Raw genomic sequence first — 24456 nt, 5'->3', positions numbered from 1 at the left:
CAAGCCCCGGTTGAGGCGCGATGTCGGGCCGGCGAATCGGGATACAATGCGCGCTTTAAGTCTTTTCCGAGGTGGCTTGTGACTCTTTCCCCTGCCAGTGGCAGTGCTTCCGGCACGCTGTATGTGGTCGCAACGCCTATCGGTAACCTCGACGACATCACCGCCCGAGCCCTGCGAGTGTTGCGAGAGGTTGCGTTGATCGCCGCCGAGGACACCCGTCACTCGGCCCGTCTACTGCAGCACTTCGGCATCGAAACACCCCTGGCTGCCTGTCACGAGCACAACGAGCGGGACCAGGGTGGGCGCTTCCTCGCGCGATTGCAGGCAGGGGATGACGTGGCGCTGATTTCTGATGCAGGTACGCCGCTGATCTCCGATCCGGGTTTTCACCTGGTGCGACAAGCGCGTGCTGCGGGAATTGCAGTGGTGCCTGTGCCCGGGGCCTGCGCACTGATCGCGGCGCTGTCGACCGCTGGCCTGCCGTCGGATCGATTCATTTTCGAGGGATTCCTGCCGGCCAAAGCCAATGCTCGCCGTGGGCGGTTGGACGAGTTAAAGGAAGAGCCGCGTACGCTGATCTTCTATGAGGCGCCGCATCGACTTCTGGAGTCTTTAGAGGATATGCGTGGCGTATTCGGTGGCGATCGTCCGGCGGTGCTGGCGCGGGAGTTGACCAAGACCTTCGAAACGCTGAAGGGCGCACCGCTGGATGAGTTGTGTGGCTGGGTGGCGGCGGACTTGAACCAGCAGCGCGGCGAGTGTGTCGTGCTGGTAAAGGGGTGGCAGGCGCCGGAGGGTGAGGGGGCTCTGAGTGCAGAAGCGCTGCGAGTTCTGGACCTGTTGCTCGCAGAAATGCCGGTGAAGCGGGCTGCCGCGCTGGCGGCGGAGATCACGGGCGTGCGCAAGAATCTGCTCTACCAGGCGGCCTTGGAGCGGCAGGGCGATTCCTGAGCTTGTTCTTGGGAGCGCCTGCCGTTAATCTTGGCGGTGGAGAGTCGATCGGACAGTCGCTGTCTCATTTCGTTCTGCGATTTTGAGAGGGAGGAAAGTCCGGGCTCCATAGGGCGGAGTGCCAGGTAACGCCTGGGAGGCGCAAGCCTACGGAAAGTGCCGCAGAAAATAACCGCCTAAGCGCGCAAGCGCCGGTAAGGGTGAAAAGGTGCGGTAAGAGCGCACCGCACGACTGGCAACAGTTCGTGGCTAGGTAAACCCCACTCGGAGCAAGACCAAATAGGAATCCATGGCGTGGCCCGCGTCGGATTCGGGTAGGTTGCTAAAGGCTGTCAGTGATGGCAGCCGTAGATGAATGACTGTCCTCGACAGAACCCGGCTTACAGATCGACTCTCTGCTTTTTCTCCTTTCTGCTCCGCGTTAGCTCTTTCGCGTTCTCTTACCCTCCTTAGAAATACCGAAAAGATCTTACTCTTAACAATTTACTTTAAGTTCGAAGTTCAGCTTCCTGTAAGTGCTGGATTTTGCTCCGTCTTTGCCTCGGTACAACCATCCCAATCCCTTCCGAACCCTCGCTAAATTGCCGTCCTGTAAGGAATTTTCCGCTTTTGCGCGCCTTGACGGTGGGGCTTGCGCATTTCTATAGTGTGCGGAAGTGGAGCGAAGTGGGTAGAAGTGGGATTTACTGGCACGGAAAGCCAATCAATGGGGGAGCGCAGCCTTGTTTCGCGGAGCTAACGCCATCAGTCTCGACGCCAAAGGGCGACTCGCGATGCCAAGTCGGTATCGTGATGAGCTCGTTTCGCGTTGTGGTGGGCAGCTCATCGTGACAATCGACGCCGTCGATCCCTGTTTGACTGTCTATCCCCTGCCTGAATGGGAGCTCATCGAAGCCAAGCTGCGAGAGCTGCCTTCCCTGCGCGAGGAAACTCGCCGCCTGCAACGTCTGCTGATCGGTAATGCCGTGGACCTGGAGCTGGATAGCGCCGGGCGTTTCCTTGTTCCGCCGCGCCTGCGTGAGCACGCCAGTCTGGACAAGCGGGCCATGCTGGTCGGCCAACTGAACAAATTTCAACTGTGGGATGAAGATGCCTGGAACGCGATTTCCGAGGCGGATCTCATGGCAATCAAACAACCTGGCGGTCTGCCGGATGAACTACGTGACCTAATCCTGTGAGCGCAACCAGCAGCTTCCGTCATATCACCGTACTGCTCGAAGAGGCAGTGGAAGGACTCGCCTTGCGCGCAGACGGCTGCTACCTGGATGGCACCTTCGGGCGAGGTGGGCATAGTCGGCTCATTCTGGAGCGGCTCGGGCCCGGCGGGCGCTTGTTGGGGTTCGACAAAGACCCGCAAGCGATTGCAGCGGGGCAAGCTCTGGCGGCCGATGACGGCCGCTTTGTCATTGTGCAAAGGAGCTTTGCCGAGCTGGGTGATGAGGTGCAGGCGCGCGCCTTGGGCGGCAAGGTGGACGGCGTTCTGCTCGACCTTGGCGTGTCATCCCCGCAACTGGACGATCCGGAGCGTGGCTTCAGTTTCCTAAATGATGGTCCGCTGGATATGCGCATGAACCCTGGCCGCGGCCAGAGTGCCGCGCAGTGGATTGCCAGCGCTGGCGAGGACGAAATCGCCCGCGTCTTCAAGGACTACGGAGAAGAGCGTTTCGCCAAGCGAATGGCCCGTGCCGTGGTGCAGCGTCGTGCTGAGAAACCATTCGAGCGCACCGCCGATCTGGCTGCTGTGTTGACCGCGGCCAATCCCGCTTGGGAGAAGGGCAAGAATCCTGCTACCCGCGCGTTTCAAGGCATTCGCATTCATGTCAACAATGAGCTCGGCGACCTGGAGCAGGGGCTGGATGCTGCGCTCGAGTCCCTTGCTGTCGGCGGTCGTTTGGTGGTGATCAGCTTCCACTCGCTGGAAGATCGCATCGTCAAGCTGTTCATGCGCAAACACGCCAAGGGCGAAGCCGACAAGCTGCCCCGTGACCTGCCGGTTCGCCAGGCTGTCTTCGAGCCGCGCTTGAAGCTGCTGGGCAAGCCGCAGTACGCGTCGGACGAAGAGCTCAAGGCCAACCCGCGCTCGCGTAGCGCAGTTATGCGTGTGGCGGAGAAGGTGCGATGAGCCGCATCTACGCCAAGCCATTGCCTGGCGGCAGCCTGCTGATGTTGCTGCTGTTCGCGGGCGTCCTGCTGTCCGCCATCGCGGTGTCGTACAGCGCCCACTGGAACCGCAAGCTACTCAACGAGCTCTATTCGGAGCTCAGTGTGCGCGACAAGGCACAGGCCGAATGGGGGCGCCTGGTTCTCGAGCAGAGCACTTGGACTGCACACAACCGCATCGAGTCCCTGGCCAGCGAACAGCTGAAGATGCGAATCCCCGATCCGACTGAAGTGCGGATGGTGGCGCCATGATGAAACTCGAAGGCGCGCTCTATCCGTGGCGCTTCCGGGTCGTCCTGGGTTTGCTCGCCATCATGATCGGTGCCATCTCCTGGCGTATCGTTGACCTGCACGTGATTGACCATGACTTCCTCAAGGCGCATGGCGATGCACGCAGCGTGCGGCATATCCCGATTCCCGCTCACCGCGGCCTGATCACCGATCGCAATGGTGAGCCCCTGGCGGTTAGTACGCCGGTTACTACCCTCTGGACCAATCCCAAGGACTTGATGGCGCTGCGCGGCGAGTGGCCGAAGATCGCCCAGGCGCTGGGGCAGGATCCGAAGGCCTTTGCCCAGCGCATCGAGCAGAACGCCACCCGCGAGTTCATGTACCTGGTGCGTGGTCTTACACCGGAGCAGGGACAGGCCATCATCGCCAACAAGCTGCCGGGGGTTTACGGCATCGAAGAATTTCGCCGCTTCTATCCGGCGGGCGAAGTCACCGCTCATGTAGTGGGCTTTACGGATGTCGATGACCGCGGTCGTGAAGGTGTCGAGCTGTCTTTCGAAGAGTGGTTGGCTGGTGTGCCAGGCAAGCGCCAGGTACTCAAGGACCGCCGTGGTCGTCTGATCAAGGACGTTCAGGTTGCCCGCAACGCCAAGCCTGGCAAGACCCTGGCCCTGTCCATTGACCTGCGCCTGCAATACCTGGCCCACAGGGAGCTGCGCAACGCCCTGGTTGAAAATGGTGCCAAGGCGGGCAGTCTCGTGATTGTCGATGTGAAGACTGGCGAGGTGCTGGCAATGGCCAACCAGCCCACCTACAACCCGAACAACCGTCGTAACCTGCAACCGGCGGCCATGCGCAACCGCGCCATGATCGACGTGTTCGAGCCGGGCTCGACTGTAAAACCCATCTCCATGTCTGCGGCCCTGCAGACCGGCCGCTGGAAGCCTGAGGACAAGGTCGAGGTCTACCCCGGCTCCCTGCAGATAGGCCGCTACACCATCAAGGACGTATCCAGGAGCGAAGGTCCGATCCTCGACCTGACCGGTATCCTGATCAACTCCAGTAACGTCGGCATGAGCAAGATCGCCTTCGATATCGGCGGCGAGACTATCTACGACACCATGCGCAAGCTCGGCCTGGGCCAGGATACCGGCCTTGGCTTCCCGGGTGAGCGCGTGGGCAATCTGCCCAACCACCGCGAATGGCGCAAGGCGGAAACCGCGACCCTGTCCTATGGCTATGGCCTGTCGACCACCGCGATCCAGTTGGTCCACGCCTACGCCACCTTGGCCAATAACGGCCAGGCGGTACCGCTGTCGATGACTCGGGTGGACAACGTCCCCGATGGCGTCCAGGTCATTCCCGAAGATGTCGCCAGGACCATGCAGGTCATGCTGCAGCAGGTGGTCGAGGCGCCGCGCGGCGTATTCCGCGCCAAGGTGCCGGGCTACCACGTGTCCGGCAAGAGTGGCACGGCACGTAAAGCCAGCGTAGGAACCAAGGGCTACACCCAGAACGCCTATCGCTCGCTATTCGCGGGCTTCGGTCCTTCCACAAATCCGCGCATTGCGATGGTGGTGGTAATCGACGAGCCCAGCAAGGCGGGCTATTTCGGCGGCCTGGTTTCGGCCCCGGTATTTGGCAAGGTCATGGCCGGCGCCCTGCGGCTGATGAACGTCGCGCCAGACAACCTGCCCACCGAGGAACAACAAACCGCAAACGCGGTTACCGGCAAAGGAGGGCGGATCTGATGCCCATGCCACTGAACCAACTACTGCTCCAAGCACAATGCGCCACCTTGATTCGCGAACTGACCCTGGATAGCCGAAAAGTGCGTCCGGGCGATCTGTTTCTGGCTGTGCCCGGCGCACAGCACGACGGTCGTGCCCATATCGCCGACGCCGTGGCGCGCGGTGCGGTCGCCGTGGCCTATGAAACTGCTGGTGCCGAGGTGCCTGAGGTTGTCGGCGCGGAACTGATTCCGATCAAAGGCCTGGCTAACCAGCTGTCGGCCATTGCCGGCCGCTTCTATGGCGAGCCGAGCCGTGCCCTGCGCCTCGTTGGCGTCACCGGCACCAATGGCAAGACCAGTGTCAGCCAACTGCTGGCCCAGGCCCTTGACCAATTGGGCGAGCGTTGCGGCATTGTCGGCACCTTGGGTACCGGATTCTACGGCGAGCTGGAAAGCGGCCGTCACACCACACCCGACCCGCTGGCCGTGCAAGCTACGTTGGCCAACCTGAAGCAGGCCGGTGCCCGAGCCGTGGCGATGGAAGTTTCTTCCCATGGTCTGGAGCAGGGCCGGGTTGCCGCCCTGGACTTCGACGTAGCGGTGTTCACTAACCTGTCCCGTGATCATCTGGACTACCACGGTTCCATGGAGGCCTATGCGGCCGCCAAAGCCAGGCTGTTCAGTTGGCCTAACCTGCGTGCGCGGGTAGTCAACCTGGATGACGAGTTTGGTCGCCAACTGGCTAACGAGCAGCACGAGTCGCGCTTGTTCAGCTACAGCCTGGAAGATTCCAGTGCCTTCCTTTATTGCCGCGAAGCCCGTTTCGACGATCACGGTGTAAGCGCCCACGTAGTTACCCACCAGGGCGAAGGCCTTCTGCGCAGCCCGCTGCTGGGCCGTTTCAACCTCAGCAACCTGCTTGCCGTGGTTGGCGCGCTGCTGGCCATGGATTACCCGCTGGCCGACGTACTGCATGTGCTGCCGTCGCTGCAAGGCCCGATTGGCCGTATGCAGCGCCTGGGGGGAGGCGAGAAACCCCTGGTGGTAGTGGATTACGCCCACACGCCGGATGCGCTGGAAAAAGTTCTCCAAGCCCTGCGCCCTCACGTCCAGGGTCACCTGCTCTGCCTGTTCGGCTGTGGCGGTGATCGGGATCGCGGCAAGCGCCCACTGATGGCGGCTGTCGCCGCGCGCCTCGCCGACCGGGTGCTGGTGACCGATGACAATCCGCGCACCGAAGACCCCGCGCAGATATTCGGTGACATCCGTCCAGGCTTTGCCGACGCCGACAATGTTGAGTTTGTCGCCGGCCGCGGTATGGCGATTGCCCAGCTGATCGCCTCCGCCAATGTTGACGATGTGGTGCTGTTGGCAGGCAAGGGGCATGAGGATTACCAGGAGATCGCCGGCGTGCGTCATCCCTTCTCCGACCTGGACGAAGCTGCCAAGGCGCTGGATGCCTGGGAGGTGCCGCATGCTTAAGCCCTTCCAGTTGTCTGAACTGCTCGCGCCGCTCCAGGGAGAGCTGGTGGGGGCCGATGTCGCCTTTACCGGCGTCTCCAGCGACAGCCGCAAGATTGAAGCCGGACAACTATTCGTTGCCTTGGTCGGCCCGCGTTTCGATGGGCACGACTACCTTTCGGACGTCGCCGCCAAAGGTGCCGTTGCTGCGCTGGTACAGCGCAAGGTGGCTGATGCTCCAATTCCGCAACTGCTGGTGGCCGACACCCGCGAAGGTCTCGGCCGTCTGGGGGCCTACAACCGCGATGGCTTCACCGGCCGTGTTGCCGCGGTCACCGGTTCCAGTGGCAAGACCACGGTCAAGGAAATGCTCGCCAGCATCCTGCGGACCCAGGGTTCCGTGCTGGCTACCCGCGGCAACTTGAACAACGATCTCGGCGTGCCCCTGACATTGTTGGAACTGGGCGCCGAACACGACAGCGCCGTCATCGAACTCGGAGCCTCCCGTGTCGGCGAGATTCTCTACACGGTACGCCTGACCCGTCCCCAAGTAGCGATCCTGAACAACGCCGGCACTGCCCATGTGGGTGAATTCGGCGGGCCCGAGAAAATCGTAGAGGCCAAGGGTGAAATCCTCGAAGGGCTGTCGTCTGACGGTATCGCTGTTCTGAATCGTGACGACCGCGCATTCGACATCTGGCACACACGTGCTGCCGGTCGGAAAGTCATCAGTTTCGGTCTGGATGATTCGCGCGCCGACGTGCGCGCTGAGAACCTGGCTCGGGATGCCCGCGGATGCATGGCCTTCAGCCTTCGTGGCATGGTCGGCGAAGCGGACATCCAGCTCAACCTGTTGGGGGCGCACAACGTCGCCAATGCTCTGGCCGCTGCCGCAGCCGCCCATGCCTTGGGCGTGCCATTGGTCGGGATCAAGGCTGGCCTGGAAAACCTGCAGCCTGTCAAAGGCCGCGCCGTAGCGCAGCTCGCCACCAGCGGCATGCGCGTAATCGACGACAGCTACAACGCCAACCCCGCGTCGATGCTCGCCGCCGTTGATATACTCGCCGGCTTTTCCGGTCGCACCGTCCTGGTGCTCGGAGATATGGGCGAGCTCGGCGAATGGGCCGAACAGGGCCACCGTGACGTAGGCGAATACGCGCGCGGCAAGGTTAGCGCCTTGTACGCCGTCGGTCCGCTGATGGCACATGCGGTTACTGCCTTCGGCACCCAAGGGCGTCATTTCGCCGACCAGGCCAGCCTGATCCAGGCGCTGGTCAGCGAGCAGGACTCAAACACCACAATTCTGATCAAAGGCTCCCGCAGCGCAGCGATGGACAAAGTCGTCGCGGCGCTTTGCGGGACGGGGGAGGCTCACTAATCATGCTGCTGCTGCTCGCTGAGTACCTGCAACAGTTTCATAAAGGGTTCGGCGTATTCCAGTACCTGACCCTGCGCGGGATTCTCGGCGTCCTGACAGCCCTGTCGCTGTCGCTCTGGCTCGGTCCCTGGATGATTCGTACCCTGCAGATTCGCCAGATCGGCCAGGCCGTGCGTAACGACGGCCCGCAATCGCATTTGTCGAAATCCGGCACGCCGACCATGGGGGGCGCGCTGATTCTGACCGCCATTGGCATCAGCACCCTGCTCTGGGCCGACCTGTCCAACCGCTATGTATGGGTGGTGCTGGCCGTGACCTTGGCCTTCGGCGCCATCGGTTGGGTAGACGACTACCGCAAGGTGATCGAGAAGAACTCCCGTGGCCTGCCGAGCCGCTGGAAGTATTTCTGGCAGTCCGTATTTGGTATCGCCGCCGCGATCTTCCTCTATATGACCGCCAGCACTCCGGCCGAGACCACCCTGATCCTGCCGCTGGTGAAGAACATCGAGATCCCGCTGGGCATCGGTTTCGTGGTGTTGACGTACTTCGTGATCGTCGGCTCCAGCAATGCGGTGAACCTGACCGACGGACTCGATGGGCTCGCCATCATGCCGACCGTCATGGTCGGCGGCGCACTGGGGATCTTCTGCTACCTGTCGGGGAACATCAAATTCGCGGAATACCTGCTCATCCCGTACGTACCGGGTGCGGGAGAACTGATCGTGTTCTGTGCCGCCCTGGTGGGTGCCGGCCTCGGCTTCCTCTGGTTCAACACCTACCCGGCCCAGGTCTTCATGGGTGACGTAGGTGCCCTGGCTCTGGGGGCGGCGCTGGGCACTATCGCCGTGATCGTGCGCCAGGAAGTGGTGCTGTTCATCATGGGCGGCGTGTTCGTCATGGAAACCCTGTCGGTGATGATCCAGGTCGCGTCGTTCAAGCTGACCGGTCGTCGCGTTTTCCGCATGGCTCCTATTCATCACCACTTCGAACTGAAAGGCTGGCCCGAACCCCGGGTCATCGTACGGTTCTGGATCATCACTGTGATCCTGGTGCTGATCGGTCTAGCCACCCTGAAATTGAGGTAACCGAGAGTGACGCTGATCGCTTCCGACCAGTTCCGCATCGTTGTCGGCCTCGGCAAGAGCGGCATGTCCCTGGTGCGCTTCCTGGCGCGCCAGGGCGTTCCGTTTGCCGTGGCCGATACGCGTGCGAACCCGCCGGAACTTGCGACGCTCCAGAGTCAGTTCCCGCAGGTGGAAGTGCGTTGTGGCGAGCTTGATCCGGACTTCCTCGGTCGCGCCAGCGAGCTCTATGTGAGCCCGGGCCTGGCGCTGGCCACGCCGGCATTGCAGGAAGCCGCCCGACGCGGCACCAAGCTGTCCGGCGATATTGAGCTGTTCACCCGACATGCCAAGGCGCCGATCGTCGCCATCACCGGCTCCAACGCCAAGAGCACCGTCACCACGCTGGTGGGCGACATGGCCAAGGCTGCCGGCAAGCGCGTCGCCGTAGGCGGCAACCTCGGCACGCCGGCACTGGATTTGCTGGCCGACGACATCGAACTCTATGTACTGGAACTGTCGAGCTTCCAGCTGGAAACCACCGATCGGCTGAACGCTGAGGTGGCAACGGTGCTCAACGTCAGTGAAGACCACATGGACCGCTACGCGGACATGCAGGCCTATCACCTGGCCAAACACCGCGTCTTTCGTGGCGCACGTCAGGTTGTGGTCAACCGTGGCGATGCGCTGTCTCGCCCACTGGTGGCGGACCAGGTGCCTTGCTGGACCTTCGGCCTCAACAAGCCTGACTTCAAATCCTTCGGCCTTGTCGAAGAACAGGGCGAGAAGTACCTGGCCTACCAATTCGACAAGCTGATGTCGGTGCGCGAGCTGAAAGTCCGCGGCGCCCACAATCAGTCCAATGCCCTGGCTTCCCTGGCCTTGGGACATGCCGTGGGCCTCCCGTTCGAACCCATGCTGGACACCCTGCGGACCTTCGCCGGTCTGGCCCATCGTTGCCAGTGGGTACGTGAGCTGCACGGCGTTTCCTACTACGACGACTCCAAAGCCACCAACGTCGGGGCGGCCCTGGCGGCGATCGAAGGCCTGGGAGCCGACATCGACGGCAAACTGGTGCTGATTGCCGGTGGAGATGGCAAGGGCGCCGATTTCTCCGGACTGAAGACGCCGGTGACACGTTTCTGCCGCGCCGTCGTGCTGCTGGGACGCGATGCCGAGTTGATTGCCGAGGCTCTGGGGGACGCAGTTCCTCTGGTGCGGGTCAGAACCCTGGACGATGCCGTGCAGCGTTGCGCCGAGCTGGCCGAAGCCGGCGATGCCGTGCTGCTCTCGCCGGCGTGCGCCAGCCTGGACATGTTCAAGAACTTCGAAGAACGCGGTCGTCTGTTCGCGCAAGCCGTGGAGGGGCTCTCCTGATGCTGGCCCGTCTGCTCGCCGCCCCCTCGCCGCTGCGCAGCCGCCGCGGCATCGACATAGACTTCCCGTTGCTCGCTGGTTGCCTGTCGCTACTCGGCCTGGGCCTGGTGATGATCACCTCGGCTTCGTCGGAGGTCGCGGCGGCCTCGTCTGGCAACCCGCTGTACCACATGATCCGTCATCTGGTTTACCTGACGATTGGCCTCGGTGCGGGCTTGGTCACCCTGCAGATACCCATGGCCTTCTGGCAGCGTCATGGCGCCCGGCTGATGCTGGCCGCCATCGTTCTGCTGATCCTGGTGCTGCTGCCTGGCATCGGTCGCGAGGTCAACGGCGCTAAGCGCTGGATCGGCTTCGGTCTGTTCAACCTGCAGCCGTCTGAGTTGGCCAAGTTGTTCACCGTGATGTTCATCGCCGGTTACCTGGTGCGTCGCCAGGATGAGGTGCGTGAAAAACTCACCGGCTTCATCAAGCCGATGCTGGTGCTGGGCCCGATTGCGGTGCTGCTGCTGGCCGAGCCGGACTTCGGTGCCACCGTGGTGCTGGTGGGCGCCTGCATCGCCATGTTGTTCCTTGGTGGCATTAACCTGGTGCGCTTCATCCCTCTGGTCGGTGCGGTACTCGCCGCTGGTGTGCTGGTAATGACCAGCCAGAGTTACCGGATGCAGCGTCTGACCAACTTCATCGACCCCTGGGCTGACCAGTACGGTGCCGGCTATCAGCTCAGCCAGGCGCTGATCGCCTTTGGTCGTGGGGAATGGTTCGGCGTGGGGTTGGGTAACAGCATCCAGAAGCAGTTCTACCTGCCGGAAGCCCACACCGACTTTGTCTTCGCAGTATTGGCCGAAGAGCTGGGCATGATCGGTGCCCTGGCCACCGTCGGCCTGTTCGTCTTCGTAAGCGTCCGCGCTCTCTATATCGGTCTCTGGGCCGAGAAGGCGCGCCAGTACTTCTCCGCCTATGTCGCCTATGGCCTGGCTTTCCTCTGGATCGGCCAAGTGCTGATCAACATCGGCGTGAACGTCGGCTTGCTGCCGACCAAGGGACTGACATTGCCGTTCCTCAGCTACGGCGGCAGCTCCCTTGTGATCTGTTGCGTCAGTCTCGCCTTGCTGCTGCGTATCGAGTGGGAGCGGCGTACCCAACTGGGCAATGAGGAAGTGGAGTTCGTCGAGAGCGATTTCTTCGACGAGGAGGTGCGCCCATGAGCGGCAACGTGCTGATCATGGCCGGCGGCACCGGCGGCCACGTATTCCCGGCCCTGGCCTGCGCCCGCGAGTTTCAGGCGCGCGGCTTCAAGGTGCATTGGCTGGGCACACCGAAAGGTATCGAGAACGAATTGGTACCCCAGGCCGGTCTGCCCCTGCATCTCATTCAGGTGAGCGGTTTGCGGGGCAAGGGGTTGAAGTCGCTGCTCAAGGCACCGTTCGAGTTGCTGAAGTCGCTGTTCCAGGCACGTCGCATCGTGCGTGAACTGAAACCCATCTGCGTACTCGGTATGGGGGGCTATGTCACGGGGCCTGGTGGTCTGGCTGCTCGCCTGTCCGGTGTGCCGCTGATCATCCACGAGCAGAACGCCGTGGCGGGCACCGCCAACCGCAGCCTGGCGCCATTCGCCAGCCGCGTGTGCGAAGCCTTCCCCGAAACCTTCGGGAAAAGCGACAAACGGCGGACCACCGGTAACCCGGTGCGTGAGGAGCTGTTCCTGGAGACCCCGCGTGATGCGCTGTCAGGTCGCAAGCCGCGCCTGCTGGTGCTGGGCGGGAGCCTGGGCGCAGAACCGCTGAACAAGTTGCTGCCTGAAGCTTTGGCCAAAGTACCGGCGGACTTGCGTCCCGAGGTGTTCCACCAGGCCGGGCGCAAACATGACGAGATCACCGCGGAGCGTTATCGCGAAGCTGCGGTCGAAGCCGAGGTCGCGCCCTTCATCAAGGATATGGCTCGTGCCTATGCCTGGGCCGATCTGGTCATCTGCCGTGCGGGTGCCTTGACCGTGAGCGAACTGGCAGCCGCTGGACTGCCATCGTTCCTGGTGCCGCTGCCCCATGCGATCGACGATCACCAGTCGCGCAATGCCGATTATCTGGCGAAGGAGGGCGCGGCTGTCCTTCTTCCGCAACATTCCACTGACGCGGCCAAGCTGGCCGCTCAGCTGACCGAGGTCCTGATGCAGCCCGAGAAACTCAAGGCCATGGGCGCTACCGCCCGCCGTCTGGCCAAACCTGCCGCCACACGCACTGTGGTCGAGATCTGTCTGGAGGTGGCCAATGGTTGAGAGTCAGAAAGCCATGCCGCAGCCGGAGATGCGCCGCATCCGCCGTATTCATTTCGTCGGTATTGGCGGTGTGGGTATGTGCGGGATCGCTGAGGTGTTACTGAACCTCGGTTACCGGGTATCCGGTTCCGACCTCAAGACCTCGGCCGTAACCGAGCGTCTGGAGAAGTTCGGGGCGCAGATATTCATCGGTCACCGTGCCGAGAATGCCGAGCACGCTGACGTGCTGGTGGTTTCGAGCGCCGTCAACAAATCCAATCCCGAGGTTGCGGTTGCCCTGGAGCGCCGCATCCCGGTCGTGCCACGTGCCGAAATGCTCGCCGAGCTGATGCGCTACCGCCATGGCATCGCCGTCGCAGGCACCCACGGGAAAACCACCACTACCAGCCTGATCGCGTCGGTCTTCGCCGCCGGCGGCCTCGATCCGACATTCGTCATCGGTGGCCGACTGAACGCCGCGGGTACCAATGCCCAGCTTGGCACCAGCCGCTACCTCGTGGCTGAGGCCGACGAAAGCGACGCCAGCTTCCTGCATCTGCAACCGATGGTGGCAGTGGTCACCAATATCGACGCCGATCACATGAGTACCTATGAGGGGGACTTCAACAAGCTGAAGAAAACCTTCGTCGAGTTCCTCCACAACCTGCCGTTCTACGGCCTGGCCGTGCTTTGCGTAGACGATCCTGTGGTCCGCGAGATCCTGCCCCAGGTGGCACGCCCCACTGTGACCTACGGCTTCTCCGAAGACGCAGACGTACGCGCCATCAACGTGCGCCAGGAAGGCATGCGCACCTGGTTCACCGTCCTGCGCAAGGACCGCGAGCCGCTGGATGTCTCGGTGAACATGCCGGGCAACCACAACGTACTCAATTCCCTGGCCACCATTGCCATCGCTACCGACGAGGGCATCAGCGATGAAGCTATCGTCCAGGGCCTGTCCGGCTTCCAAGGGGTGGGCCGGCGCTTCCAGGTCTACGGCGAGCTGGAAGTGGAAGGCGGCAGCGTGATGCTGGTGGATGACTACGGCCACCATCCGCGCGAAGTGGCTGCGGTGGTCAAGGCCGTTCGCGGTGGCTGGCCGGAGCGTCGCCTGGTCATGGTCTACCAGCCGCACCGCTTCAGCCGTACCCGCGACCTGTACGACGATTTCGTACAGGTGCTGGGTGAAGCCAACGTGCTGCTGTTGATGGAGGTCTACCCGGCCGGCGAAGAGCCGATCCCCGGCGCCGACAGCCGTCAGCTCTGCCACAGCATCCGTCAGCGCGGCCAACTGGATCCGATCTATATCGAGCGTGGCGTTGACCTGGCGCCGCTGGTCAAGCCGCTGCTGCGTCCCGGCGACATTCTGCTCTGCCAAGGTGCCGGTGACATCGGCGCGCTGGCGCCACAACTGATTCAGAACCCGTTGTTTGGCGGTCAGCCTGCTGACGCCGCCAAGAGGAAGACGAAATGAGCGCGCAATTGAAATCCACCCTCGAACCGGCTGCGTTCGGCCGGGTTGCCGTGCTCTACGGCGGCAAGAGCGCTGAACGCGAAGTGTCGCTGAAGTCCGGCGCCATGGTGCTGCAGGCTCTGCAGGCCGCGGGTGTGGATGCTTTCGGCATCGATGTGGGGGATGACCTTCTGCAGCGCCTGCAGGCAGAGAAGATCGACCGCGCCTTCATCATTCTCCACGGCCGTGGCGGCGAAGACGGCAGCATGCAAGGTCTGCTGGAGTGCCTGGGCATTCCCTATACCGGCAGCGGCATCCTGGCGTCAGCCCTGGCGATGGACAAGCTGCGCACCAAGCAGCTGTGGGTCAGCCTCGGTCTGCCGACGCCGCGCCACGCCGTACTCGCCAGCGAGCAGGATTGCCGCCAGGCCGCCGCCGAGTTGGGCTTTCCGCTGATCGTCAAGCCCGCCCACGAAGGCTCCAGCATCGGCATGGCCAAGGTGGAGAACGTCGACGCACTCATCGAGGCCTGGCGTGATGCCGGTGCCTACGACCCGCAGGTGCTGGTGGAGCAATGGATCCATGGTCCGGAGTTCACCATCGCCTGGCTACGCGGGGAGGTGCTGCCGCCCATTCGTCTCGGTACTCCGCACACCTTCTACGACTACGACGCCAAGTACCTGGCCAGTGATACCCGCTACCAGATCCCCTGCGGCCTGGATGCGGACAAGGAAGAGGAACTGAAGCAGCTCACCGCGCGTGCCTGCGAAACCCTCGGCATCCAGGGCTGGGCCCGGGCCGATGTGATGCAGGACGCTGAAGGGCGTTTCTGGCTCCTTGAAGTCAACACCGCACCCGGCATGACTGATCACAGCCTGGTGCCCATGGCAGCGCGCGCTGCGGGTCTGGATTTCCAGCAGTTGGTGCTGGCGATTCTGACCGACAGCGTCGAGGCAAGGGGCTGATTCCATGCGAAGCGCCACTATCCGTCGTCAGGAACCCGTAATCGGTCGCGCCGTTCCGCCGCGCAAGCCGATGCCGCGTGGCGCCAGTCGGATGGTGGCGAAGGAACCGCTGACGCAGCGCCTACCCAAGCCCAGCTTCGGCTTCCTGCGGAAGCTGGCCTGGCCGGTGATGCTGGCGGTGCTCGGCTTCGGCGCCTATGAGGCGGCGCAGCGACTGCTGCCTTACGCCGACCGGCCCATCGCCAAGGTCAATGTGCAGGGCGACCTGAGCTACATCAGCCAGCAGGCGGTGCAGCAGCGAATCGCTCCGTATATCGCCGCGAGTTTCTTCAGCATCGACCTGGCGGGCATGCGCCGCGAGCTGGAACAGATGCCGTGGATTGCCCATGCCGAGGTACGTCGGGTGTGGCCGGACCAGGTGATGGTCCGCCTGGAAGAACAACTACCCATCGCCCGTTGGGGCGATGAAGCGCTTTTGAACAATCAGGGCCAGGCCTTTGCTCCGCGCGAGCTGGCCCACTATGAACAGCTGCCGCAACTCTGGGGACCGCAGCGGGCCCAGGAGCAAGTGATGCAGCAATACCAGATGCTCAGCCAGATGCTGCGTCCGCTCGGCTTTTCCATAGTCCGGCTGGAACTGCGTGAGCGCGGCAGCTGGTTCCTGTCCACCGGCCAGGGCGTCGAGCTGCTGCTGGGGCGGGATCATCTGGTGGAGAAAATGCGGCGTTTCATCTCGATCTACGAGAAAACGCTGAAGGATCAGATAGCGAACATCGAGCGCGTCGACCTGCGCTACCCCAACGGCCTTGCAGTGGCCTGGCGGACGCCGGTCGAGGCCCCAGCGGCGGCTGCGGTCGCCGTGCAGTGAATTGAGAGAGAAGGTTAGAACCATGGCAAGCGTACAGAGCGGCAAGATGATCGTCGGCCTGGACATCGGCACCTCCAAAGTGGTGGCGCTGGTGGGCGAGGTCGCAGCCGACGGCCAACTGGAAATCGTTGGCATTGGCACCCATCCGTCGCGCGGCCTGAAGAAGGGCGTGGTGGTGAACATCGAGTCCACCGTGCAGTCCATCCAGCGCGCTGTGGAAGAGGCGCAGCTGATGGCGGGTTGCCGCATCCACTCGGCGTTCGTCGGCATCGCCGGCAACCATATCCGCAGCCTGAACTCCCACGGCATCGTGGCGATTCGCGACCGGGAAGTGAGCGGCGCCGATATCGAGCGTGTGCTGGACGCCGCCCAGGCGGTGGCCATTCCTGCCGACCAGCGCGTACTGCACACCCTGGCCCAGGACTATGTAATCGACAACCAGGAAGGCGTGCGCGAGCCGCTGGGCATGTCCGGTGTGCGCCTGGAAGCCAAGGTGCATGTGGTGACCTGCGCGGTGAACGCCGCCCAGAACATCGAGAAGTGCGTGCGCCGCTGTGGCCTGGAAGTGGACGACATCATCCTCGAGCAACTGGCTTCGGCCTACTCGGTGATTACCGATGACGAGAAGGAGCTGGGTGTCTGCCTGGTGGATATCGGTGGCGGCACCACCGACATCGCCATCTTCACCGAGGGCGCCATCCGCCATACCGCGGTGATCCCGATTGCTGGCGACCAGGTGACCAACGACATCGCCATGGCCCTGCGTACGCCGACCCAGTACGCCGAAGAGATCAAGATCCGCTACGCCTGCGCCCTGGCCAAGCTGGCGGGTGCCGGTGAAACCATTAAGGTACCCAGCGTCGGCGACCGTCCGCCGCGCGAACTGTCGCGCCAGGCCCTGGCTGAGGTGGTCGAGCCCCGTTACGACGAGCTCTTCACCCTGATCCAGGCCGAGCTGCGCCGCAGTGGCTACGAAGACTTGATCCCAGCCGGCATCGTCCTGACCGGTGGCACCGCCAAGATGGAAGGCGCGGTCGAGCTGGCCGAAGAGATTTTCCACATGCCGGTGCGCCTCGGCGTGCCGCATAGCGTCAAGGGGCTCGCCGATGTCGTGCGCAACCCCATCTATTCCACGGGCGTGGGCCTGCTGATGTACGGGTTGCAGAAGCAGTCCGACGGCATGCCTGCTTCCACAGGCAGCTTCGGCTACTCCGAAGACGCCAAGGCTCCTGTACTGGAACGGCTCAAACGCTGGGTTCAGGGCAATTTTTAACCGCGGTACGCAGTAGGCGAAAAACTAAAAAAGGAAGGAGAGGGGATATGTTCGAACTCGTAGATAATGTTCCGCAAACAGCGGTCATCAAGGTAATAGGTGTCGGTGGTGGCGGTGGCAACGCCGTGAACCACATGGCCAAGAGCAACATTGAAGGCGTCGAGTTCATCTGCGCCAACACCGATGCCCAGGCGCTGAAGAACATCGGAGCACGCACCGTTCTGCAGCTCGGCCCAGGTGTCACCAAGGGCCTGGGCGCCGGTGCCAATCCGGAAGTCGGTCGTCAGGCTGCCATCGAAGATCGTGAGCGCATCGCCGAAGTGCTGCAGGGCGCCGACATGGTCTTCATCACCACCGGCATGGGCGGTGGCACCGGTACCGGTGCGGCGCCGATCATCGCTGAAGTGGCCAAGGAAATGGGCATCCTCACCGTTGCGGTGGTGACCCGTCCGTTCCCGTTCGAAGGCCGCAAGCGCATGCAGATCGCCGACGAGGGCATCCGTTCGTTGGCTGAAAGCGTCGACTCCCTGATCACCATCCCCAACGAGAAGTTGCTGACCATTCTCGGCAAGGACGCCAGCCTGCTGTCCGCCTTTGCCAAGGCTGACGACGTGCTCGCCGGCGCGGTACGCGGCATCTCCGACATCATCAAGCGTCCCGGCATGATCAACGTCGACTTCGCCGACGTTAAGACCGTGATGGGCGAAATGGGTATGGCGATGATGGGCACCGGCTGCGCCAGCGGTCCGAATCGCGCTCGCGAAGCCACTGAAGCGGCCATCCGCAACCCGCTGCTCGACGACGTGAACCTGCAGGGCGCCCGCGGCATCCTGGTGAACATCACCGCCGGTCCGGACCTGTCCCTGGGCGAGTACTCCGACGTGGGTAACATCATCGAGCAGTTCGCTTCCGAGCACGCCACCGTCAAGGTGGGCACCGTGATCGATCCGGACATGCGCGACGAACTGCACGTAACGGTAGTGGCCACTGGCCTGGGTGCGCGCATCGAGAAACCGGTCAAGGTAGTCGACAACACCGTGCAGGCAGCCACTGTGGCCACCGCCACTGTAGCCACTCGTCCGGAGCAGCCGTCTGTCAATTATCGCGACCTGGATCGCCCGACCGTGATGCGCAATCAGGCTCACGCCGGCGCGGCCACCGCGGCCAAGCTCAACACTCAGGATGACCTGGATTACCTGGACATCCCGGCGTTCCTGCGTCGCCAGGCTGATTGATGATTTGTATCAGGAGCATTAGGGTGATTGGTGTTCAGCAAAGGGCGGTTCTGCTATTATCGCCGCCCATTGTTGAAAACAGTTCGCAACTTGCGCACAAGCGGCCAATGCCATGATCAGACAACGCACTCTCAAGAACATTATCCGTGCCACTGGCGTGGGGCTGCATTCCGGGGAAAAGGTCTACCTGACCCTCAAGCCTGCGCCAGTCGACACCGGTATAGTGTTTCGCCGTACCGACCTCGACCCCGTAGTGGATATCCCTGCACGCGCCGAGAATGTCGGTGAGACCACCATGTCGACCACACTGATCAACGGTGAGGTCAAGGTGGACACCGTGGAGCACCTGCTTTCGGCCATGGCAGGCCTGGGCATCGACAACGCCTACGTCGAACTCTCCGCGTCGGAAGTGCCGATCATGGACGGCAGCGCTGGTCCCTTCGTATTCCTGATTCAATCCGCCGGCCTGCAGGAGCAGGACGCGCCGAAGAAGTTCATCCGCATCCTGCGCGAAGTGACTGTGGAGGAGGGCGACAAGCGCGCCACCTTCGTGCCCTTCGACGGTTTCAAAGTGAGCTTCGAGATCGATTTCGATCACCCGGTATTCCGCAACCGTACCCAGAGTGCGAGCGTGGATTTTTCCAGCACCTCGTTCGTCAAGGAGGTCAGCCGCGCGCGGACCTTCGGCTTCATGCGCGACATCGAGTTCCTGCGTTCTCAGAACCTGGCACTCGGCGGCAGCGTGGAGAACGCCATCGTGGTTGATGAGAACCAGGTGCTCAACGAAGACGGCCTGCGTTACGAGGACGAGTTCGTCAAGCACAAGATTCTCGATGCGATCGGTGACCTCTATCTGCTCGGCAACAGCCTGATCGGCGAATTCCGTGGCTTCAAGTCGGGCCACGCGCTGAACAACCGTTTGCTGCGCCAGCTCATCGAGCAGAAGGATGCCTGGGAAGTGGTGACCTTCGAGGATGCCAGGACTGCACCTATCTCCTACATGCGACCGGTAGCAGCCGTTTAAGCAATACCCTCTTTCCTGACTTCAAAGGCCACCCTCGGGTGGCCTTTTTTTATGTTCGCGCTTCGCTCATTGCTCAGTCTTGCGTTTGTGGTTTGCCGTGGCGCGCCAGGCGCTCCAGTGCTTCCCGCAGCCGGGGATCACTGACAGTGTCCGCCGTGGCTTGCAGGCTTTCCGCCGCCTTGGAAGATAGACGGCCCTCGGTCACTGGCGGGCTGTGCGGGGTGTAGCTCGGCTGGACCTTGAAGACGATCCGCTCCAGTCCGGCGAACGCGTCGAATCCCTTGAGCTGCCGCAGCAGACGGGCCTGCTGATAGCGCAACCTTGTGGCCCAATGGCCATCGGTGACGACCAGCAGCAGCCGACCCTCGCGCCACGAGGCAACATGGCAGTGTTCGCGGGCGGCGGGTTGCAGCTGGCTGGCGAGAAGCTGTTGCAGCTGGTCGATACGCTGCGCCTCATTGAACAGCGCCTTCAATGGCTTCTCCTCGCGCAGAAGCGCGGCGGGGGAGCGGGCGGGCAAAGGACGAAACGCCATGGTGAGTGCTTGAATGAGGGCAGGGCAGCCCATATTAACAGAGGGTACCCGTCGCCACGGTGCGCGCGCGTCATTCGATTGCTCGGACGGTCGATTTGCTGGCGTGTTCGTTGCGAGGCGCCATGGCCGGGGGCTGTGGACGCCGTCCTACGGAGACCGGGAAGTGCTCCCGCTTTCCTCGACAAGGAATCCGGGTAGAATGCCCCCTTCGCAAGCAGCCATGGCGGCTGCGCGGGCGACTCCAGGCCGCCCTCCATCCTAATGTGTGGAAGAACCTCTCTATATGTTTGCGCCCTTGTTGAAGAAACTCTTTGGAAGCAAGAACGAACGCGAAGTGAAGCGCATGGCCAGGGCAGTGCAGGCTATCAACGCGTTCGAAGAGCAGATGGTGGCACTGTCCGATGAGCAGCTGCGTGCCAAGACCGAAGAGTTCAAGGCGCGCCTGGGTAAAGGCGAAAACCTCGACCAGTTGCTGCCCGAGGCCTTCGCCGTGGCGCGTGAGGCCGGCAAGCGCGTCATGGGCATGCGCCACTTCGACGTCCAGCTGATCGGCGGCATGACCCTCCACGAGGGCAAGATCGCCGAGATGCGTACCGGTGAGGGCAAGACCCTGGTGGGTACCTTGGCGGTCTACCTCAACGCGCTGTCCGGCAAGGGCGTGCATGTGGTTACCGTGAACGACTACCTGGCCCGTCGCGACGCCAACTGGATGCGTCCCCTGTATGAATTCCTCGGCCTGTCCGTCGGCATCGTCACGCCCTTCCAGCCGCCGGAGGAAAAGCGTGCCGCCTACGCTGCCGACATCACCTATGGCACCAACAACGAGTTCGGTTTCGACTACCTGCGCGACAACATGGCGTTCAGCCTGGACGACAAGTTCCAGCGCGAACTGAACTTTTCCGTGATCGACGAAGTGGACTCCATTCTCATCGACGAAGCGCGGACCCCGCTGATCATCTCCGGCCAGGCCGAAGACAGCTCCAAGCTCTACATCCAGATCAACAAGCTGATCCCGCGACTCAAGCAGCACATCGAAGAGGTGGAAGGCCAGGTCACTCAGGAAGGCCACTACTCGGTCGATGAGAAAACCCGCCAGGTCGAGCTCAATGAGATGGGCCACCAGTTCATCGAGGAAATGCTCACCGAGGCCGGCCTGCTGGCTGAGGGCGAGAGCCTCTACTCGGCGCACAACCTCAGCTTGCTGACCCATGTTTATGCTGCGTTGCGTGCCCACACGCTGTTCCACCGCAACGTCGAATACATCGTGCAGAACGAACAGGTGCTGCTGATCGATGAGCACACCGGCCGTACCATGCCGGGCCGTCGCCTCTCCGAAGGCCTGCACCAGGCCATCGAGGCGAAGGAAAACCTGCCGATCCAGGCGGAGAGCCAGACCCTGGCTTCCACCACCTTCCAGAACTATTTCCGCCTCTACAAGAAGCTGTCCGGCATGACCGGTACCGCCGACACCGAAGCCTTCGAGTTCCGCCAGATCTACGGCCTGGATGTGGTGGTAATTCCCACCCACCGTCCCGTTGCTCGTAAGGACTTCAACGACCTGGTCTATCTGACCCAGGAAGAGAAGTTCTCCGCCATCATCACCGACATCAAGGAATGCCAGGCCAATGGCCGCCCGGTGTTGGTGGGTACCGCATCGATCGAGAGCTCGGAGTATGTCTCCCAGCTGTTGACCCAGGCTGGTATCGACCACAAGGTGCTCAACGCCAAGTACCACGAGAAAGAAGCCGAGATCATTGCTCAGGCTGGACGTCCAGGCGCCGTGACCATTGCCACCAACATGGCCGGCCGTGGTACCGACATCCTCCTCGGCGGCAACTGGGAAGCCGAAGTGGCCGTTCTGGACGCTCCGACGGACGAGCAGGTTGCACAGATCAAGGCCGAATGGCAGAAGCGCCACCAGCAAGTGATCGAGTCCGGTGGCCTGCACGTTGTCGCTTCCGAGCGTCACGAATCCCGCCGGATCGATAACCAGTTGCGTGGTCGTGCCGGTCGCCAGGGTGACCCGGGTTCCAGCCGCTTCTATCTGTCGCTGGAAGACAACCTGATGCGCATCTTCGCCTCTGACCGGGTGAAGAACTTCATGAAGGCGCTGGGCATGCAATCGGGCGAGGCCATCGAGCATCGCATGGTGACCAACGCCATCGAGAAGGCCCAGCGCAAGGTAGAAGGCCGCAACTTCGATATTCGTAAACAGCTTCTCGAATACGACGACGTGGCCAACGAGCAGCGCAAGGTGATTTACCACATGCGCAACACGCTGCTGGCCTCCGATGACATCGGCGACACCATTGCCGAGTTCCGCGAAGAAGTACTGAGCAGCACCGTCGATGCCCATATCCCGCCGCAGTCCATGCCGGAGCAGTGGGACATCGCTGGCCTGGAAGCTGCGCTGTACAGTGATTTTGGCCTGAAGTTGCCGATCCAGCAGTGGCTGGATGAAGACGACAAACTGTACGAAGAGACCCTTCGCGAGAAGCTCATGGCGGAGCTCCTGGCTGCCTACAAGGAGAAGGAAGACCTCGCGGGTGCCGAAGCGCTGCGTGCTTTCGAGAAACAGATGCTGTTGCGTGTGCTGGACGACCTGTGGAAGGACCACCTGTCCACCATGGATCACCTGCGCCACGGTATCCACCTGCGTGGCTATGCCCAGAAGAACCCGAAGCAGGAATACAAGCGCGAGTCCTTCACGCTGTTCCGGGACTTGCTGGACTCCATCAAGCGCGACACCATCCGTGTCCTCTCCCATGTCCAGGTGCGTCGCGAGGACCCGGCCGAAGAAGAGGCGCGCCTGCGCCGCGAGGCCGAGGAAATGGCCCGCCGCATGCAGTTCCAGCATGCCGCTGCGCCCAGTCTGGAGGAGCCCGAGATGGCCGAGGAGCAAGGTGACGTCGCCGTCGCTGCCGCGGTCGCTCCGGTACGGGCTGAACAAAAGGTAGGCCGTAATGAGCCTTGCCCTTGCGGCTCCGGCAAGAAGTACAAGCACTGCCACGGTCAGATCAGCTAAGGCCTTGCCGTAGTAGTTCCCACGCCGCGACCGGCTCTGCCGCTCGCGGCGTTTTTCCTGATATCCCTGGCCGCCTGCGCCAACCGCAGCTGGTCGCCTGCTGAAAAAGGAGCGCTTCCCATGGCTGTTGGTCTTGGCCCTCTGCCTACCCTGCACCCGGTACCCGGTTTCGAACTCGGCATTGCCTCTGCTGGCATCAAGCGCCCTGGGCGCAAGGACGTAGTCGTGATGCGCTGCGCCGAAGGCTCTACCATCGCCGGCGTCACCACCACCAATGCCTTCTGCGCCGCCCCCGTGCTGATCACGCGCGAGCGCCTGGAAGGAGACGTGCGCTACTTGCTGACCAACACCGGCAACGCCAACGCCGGCACTGGCCCTGACGGCCTGGCTCGCGCCCGCCGCGCCTGCGCCAAGCTGGCTGACCTGGCCGGTGTGGCTGAGGACGCTGTGCTGCCATTCTCCACGGGCGTGATCGGCGAGCCGCTGCCGGTCGAGAAGATCGAAGCTGCACTGTCGGCTGCCCTGGCTGACCTGAAGGTGGACAACTGGGCCCAGGCTGCCGAAGGCATCATGACCACCGACACCCAGCCCAAGGGTGCCAGCCGTCAGTTCCAGCACGATGGGGTGACCATCACCATCACGGGTATCAGCAAGGGTGCCGGCATGATTCGTCCGAACATGGCCACCATGCTCGGCTACATTGCGACCGACGCCAAGGTCGCTCGTGACGTGTTGCACGCCTTGGTGCGCGACGCGGCGAACAAGTCTTTCAATCGCATCACCATCGACGGGGATACCTCTACCAACGACTGCTGCATGCTGATCGCCACCGGTCAGGCCGCCCTGCCGGAAATCACGGCGGCCAGCGGAGAACTGTTCGCCAAGCTCAAGCAGGCCGTGTTCGACGTGTTCATGGAGATTGCCCAGGCCATCGTGCGTGACGGCGAAGGCGCCACCAAGTTCGTCACCGTGCAGGTCAACGGCGGTGGCAATCACCAGGAGTGCCTGGACGTGGCTTATGCAGTGGCCCATTCGCCGCTGATCAAGACTGCGCTGTTTGCCTCCGATCCCAACTGGGGGCGCATCCTGGCTGCCGTGGGGTATGCCGGCGTGCCGAACCTGGACGTGAGCAAGATCGACGTGTTCCTTGGCGAGGTGTGCATCGCCAGCCAGGGCGGTCGTGCCGCCACCTATACCGAAGCACAAGGCGCGGCGGTAATGGCCCGCGAGGAAATCACCATCCGTATCGAACTCGGTCGTGGTGATTGCAGCGAGACCATCTGGACCACCGACCTGTCCCACGAGTACGTGAAGATCAACGCCGAGTACCGTACCTGAGCACCGGTTCATGATCGGCTGCGTTTCAGCGCAGCAGCTCATGAACCGGCCCCCTCGGGCTTGGCCTGGCATTCCTGATTTTCATCCCTCGATGAAAATCGGGAATTTGCCACGGGTACAGGCAGCTTCCATGAT

Annotated in this window: 20 protein-coding genes and 1 other RNA gene; 20 read left to right on the top strand and 1 reads right to left on the bottom strand. The window is 62.5% G+C overall.

Annotated elements, in window-relative coordinates; all coding sequences use genetic code 11:
* Positions 1-78 precede the first annotated feature (78 nt).
* The 18 genes from rsmI to lpxC all read left to right on the top strand — a co-directional run bounded on the left by rsmI (position 79) and on the right by lpxC (position 19423).
* Positions 79-951, top strand: coding sequence for a 16S rRNA (cytidine(1402)-2'-O)-methyltransferase (gene rsmI / locus G559_RS0112085; protein WP_028628458.1), 873 nt, complete (start codon positions 79-81; stop codon positions 949-951).
* A gap of 40 nt (positions 952-991) precedes the next feature.
* Positions 992-1350: RNase P RNA component class A (gene rnpB, locus G559_RS29630), an RNA gene on the top strand.
* 323 nt (positions 1351-1673) lie between these two features.
* Positions 1674-2129, top strand: a complete 456-nt coding sequence (gene mraZ / locus G559_RS0112080) for a division/cell wall cluster transcriptional repressor MraZ (RefSeq protein WP_028628457.1) — start codon at positions 1674-1676, stop codon at positions 2127-2129.
* On the top strand, positions 2126-3073 hold the full coding sequence (gene rsmH, locus G559_RS0112075) for a 16S rRNA (cytosine(1402)-N(4))-methyltransferase RsmH (protein WP_028628456.1): 948 nt from the start codon (positions 2126-2128) through the stop codon (positions 3071-3073). The genes mraZ and rsmH overlap by 4 nt, the downstream gene beginning before the upstream one ends.
* Positions 3070-3363 (top strand): cell division protein FtsL, encoded by a 294-nt coding sequence (ftsL, locus tag G559_RS0112070; RefSeq protein WP_028628455.1) that lies wholly within the window; start codon positions 3070-3072, stop codon positions 3361-3363. Before rsmH ends, ftsL begins: the two co-directional genes overlap by 4 nt.
* Positions 3360-5093 carry a peptidoglycan D,D-transpeptidase FtsI family protein gene (locus tag G559_RS0112065; protein ID WP_036997353.1) on the top strand — a complete coding sequence of 578 codons (1734 nt, stop codon included), beginning with the start codon at positions 3360-3362 and terminating at the stop codon, positions 5091-5093. Before ftsL ends, G559_RS0112065 begins: the two co-directional genes overlap by 4 nt.
* Positions 5093-6556, top strand: a complete 1464-nt coding sequence (murE, locus tag G559_RS0112060) for a UDP-N-acetylmuramoyl-L-alanyl-D-glutamate--2,6-diaminopimelate ligase (protein ID WP_028628453.1) — start codon at positions 5093-5095, stop codon at positions 6554-6556. The genes G559_RS0112065 and murE overlap by 1 nt, the downstream gene beginning before the upstream one ends.
* Positions 6549-7913, top strand: coding sequence for a UDP-N-acetylmuramoyl-tripeptide--D-alanyl-D-alanine ligase (locus G559_RS0112055; protein ID WP_028628452.1), 1365 nt, complete (start codon positions 6549-6551; stop codon positions 7911-7913). Before murE ends, G559_RS0112055 begins: the two co-directional genes overlap by 8 nt.
* Positions 7914-7915: 2 nt before the next feature.
* The gene (gene mraY, locus G559_RS0112050) at positions 7916-8998 is read left to right on the top strand and encodes a phospho-N-acetylmuramoyl-pentapeptide-transferase (RefSeq protein ID WP_028628451.1); all 1083 of its coding nucleotides are present in this window, start codon (positions 7916-7918) and stop codon (positions 8996-8998) included.
* Positions 8999-9004: 6 nt separating this feature from the next.
* On the top strand, positions 9005-10351 hold the full coding sequence (gene murD / locus G559_RS0112045; protein ID WP_028628450.1) for a UDP-N-acetylmuramoyl-L-alanine--D-glutamate ligase: 1347 nt from the start codon (positions 9005-9007) through the stop codon (positions 10349-10351).
* A complete protein-coding gene (gene ftsW, locus G559_RS0112040; protein WP_028628449.1) occupies positions 10351-11559 on the top strand; it encodes a putative lipid II flippase FtsW in 1209 nt (402 codons plus the stop codon). Before murD ends, ftsW begins: the two co-directional genes overlap by 1 nt.
* A complete protein-coding gene (murG, locus tag G559_RS0112035) occupies positions 11556-12626 on the top strand; it encodes an undecaprenyldiphospho-muramoylpentapeptide beta-N-acetylglucosaminyltransferase (protein WP_028628448.1) in 1071 nt (356 codons plus the stop codon). Before ftsW ends, murG begins: the two co-directional genes overlap by 4 nt.
* The gene (gene murC, locus G559_RS0112030) at positions 12619-14079 is read left to right on the top strand and encodes a UDP-N-acetylmuramate--L-alanine ligase (protein WP_028628447.1); all 1461 of its coding nucleotides are present in this window, start codon (positions 12619-12621) and stop codon (positions 14077-14079) included. Before murG ends, murC begins: the two co-directional genes overlap by 8 nt.
* Entirely contained in the window at positions 14076-15023 is a 948-nt protein-coding gene (locus G559_RS0112025; RefSeq protein WP_028628446.1) for a D-alanine--D-alanine ligase, read from the top strand. The genes murC and G559_RS0112025 overlap by 4 nt, the downstream gene beginning before the upstream one ends.
* Before the next feature lie 4 nt (positions 15024-15027).
* Entirely contained in the window at positions 15028-15891 is an 864-nt protein-coding gene (locus tag G559_RS0112020) for a cell division protein FtsQ/DivIB (protein ID WP_028628445.1), read from the top strand.
* Positions 15892-15913: 22 nt separating this feature from the next.
* Positions 15914-17164 (top strand): cell division protein FtsA, encoded by a 1251-nt coding sequence (ftsA, locus tag G559_RS0112015; RefSeq protein ID WP_028628444.1) that lies wholly within the window; start codon positions 15914-15916, stop codon positions 17162-17164.
* A 47-nt stretch (positions 17165-17211) separates the two neighbouring features.
* A complete protein-coding gene (ftsZ, locus tag G559_RS0112010; RefSeq protein ID WP_028628443.1) occupies positions 17212-18399 on the top strand; it encodes a cell division protein FtsZ in 1188 nt (395 codons plus the stop codon).
* Between the two features lie 112 nt (positions 18400-18511).
* Positions 18512-19423: a UDP-3-O-acyl-N-acetylglucosamine deacetylase gene (lpxC, locus tag G559_RS0112005; RefSeq protein WP_028628442.1), complete on the top strand. Its 912-nt coding sequence runs from the start codon at positions 18512-18514 to the stop codon at positions 19421-19423.
* 73 nt (positions 19424-19496) lie between these two features.
* On the opposite strand, the gene G559_RS0112000 is transcribed toward lpxC, so the two are convergent.
* Positions 19497-19958: a DUF721 domain-containing protein gene (locus G559_RS0112000; RefSeq protein WP_028628441.1), complete on the bottom strand. Its 462-nt coding sequence runs from the start codon at positions 19956-19958 to the stop codon at positions 19497-19499.
* Positions 19959-20241: 283 nt separating this feature from the next.
* Between G559_RS0112000 and secA the strand changes: the two genes are divergently transcribed.
* Together secA and argJ are read left to right on the top strand one after the other, a co-directional pair.
* Positions 20242-22983 (top strand): preprotein translocase subunit SecA, encoded by a 2742-nt coding sequence (gene secA / locus G559_RS0111995; RefSeq protein ID WP_028628440.1) that lies wholly within the window; start codon positions 20242-20244, stop codon positions 22981-22983.
* A 120-nt stretch (positions 22984-23103) separates the two neighbouring features.
* Positions 23104-24321 (top strand): bifunctional glutamate N-acetyltransferase/amino-acid acetyltransferase ArgJ, encoded by a 1218-nt coding sequence (argJ, locus tag G559_RS0111990; protein WP_028628439.1) that lies wholly within the window; start codon positions 23104-23106, stop codon positions 24319-24321.
* The last annotated feature ends 135 nt before the right edge of the window (positions 24322-24456 follow it).

The organism is Metapseudomonas resinovorans DSM 21078, from assembly GCF_000423545.1.
In the GTDB taxonomy this organism is placed as follows: domain Bacteria; phylum Pseudomonadota; class Gammaproteobacteria; order Pseudomonadales; family Pseudomonadaceae; genus Metapseudomonas; species Metapseudomonas resinovorans.
Note: the sequence above shows the minus strand (reverse complement) of the source record. Positions and strands in the feature narration are given on the sequence as shown.

Coding starts and splice junctions, on each gene's coding strand:
- G559_RS0112055 (WP_028628452.1), top strand. CDS start 6,549: ATGCTTAAGCCCTTCCAGTTGTCTGAACTGCTCGCGCCGCTCCAGGGA.
- secA (WP_028628440.1), top strand. CDS start 20,242: ATGTTTGCGCCCTTGTTGAAGAAACTCTTTGGAAGCAAGAACGAACGC.
- ftsL (WP_028628455.1), top strand. CDS start 3,070: ATGAGCCGCATCTACGCCAAGCCATTGCCTGGCGGCAGCCTGCTGATG.
- lpxC (WP_028628442.1), top strand. CDS start 18,512: ATGATCAGACAACGCACTCTCAAGAACATTATCCGTGCCACTGGCGTG.
- ftsA (WP_028628444.1), top strand. CDS start 15,914: ATGGCAAGCGTACAGAGCGGCAAGATGATCGTCGGCCTGGACATCGGC.
- murE (WP_028628453.1), top strand. CDS start 5,093: ATGCCCATGCCACTGAACCAACTACTGCTCCAAGCACAATGCGCCACC.
- G559_RS0112020 (WP_028628445.1), top strand. CDS start 15,028: ATGCGAAGCGCCACTATCCGTCGTCAGGAACCCGTAATCGGTCGCGCC.
- mraY (WP_028628451.1), top strand. CDS start 7,916: ATGCTGCTGCTGCTCGCTGAGTACCTGCAACAGTTTCATAAAGGGTTC.
- ftsW (WP_028628449.1), top strand. CDS start 10,351: ATGCTGGCCCGTCTGCTCGCCGCCCCCTCGCCGCTGCGCAGCCGCCGC.
- G559_RS0112025 (WP_028628446.1), top strand. CDS start 14,076: ATGAGCGCGCAATTGAAATCCACCCTCGAACCGGCTGCGTTCGGCCGG.
- murC (WP_028628447.1), top strand. CDS start 12,619: ATGGTTGAGAGTCAGAAAGCCATGCCGCAGCCGGAGATGCGCCGCATC.
- G559_RS0112065 (WP_036997353.1), top strand. CDS start 3,360: ATGATGAAACTCGAAGGCGCGCTCTATCCGTGGCGCTTCCGGGTCGTC.
- ftsZ (WP_028628443.1), top strand. CDS start 17,212: ATGTTCGAACTCGTAGATAATGTTCCGCAAACAGCGGTCATCAAGGTA.
- G559_RS0112000 (WP_028628441.1), bottom strand. CDS start 19,958: ATGGCGTTTCGTCCTTTGCCCGCCCGCTCCCCCGCCGCGCTTCTGCGC.
- argJ (WP_028628439.1), top strand. CDS start 23,104: ATGGCTGTTGGTCTTGGCCCTCTGCCTACCCTGCACCCGGTACCCGGT.
- murG (WP_028628448.1), top strand. CDS start 11,556: ATGAGCGGCAACGTGCTGATCATGGCCGGCGGCACCGGCGGCCACGTA.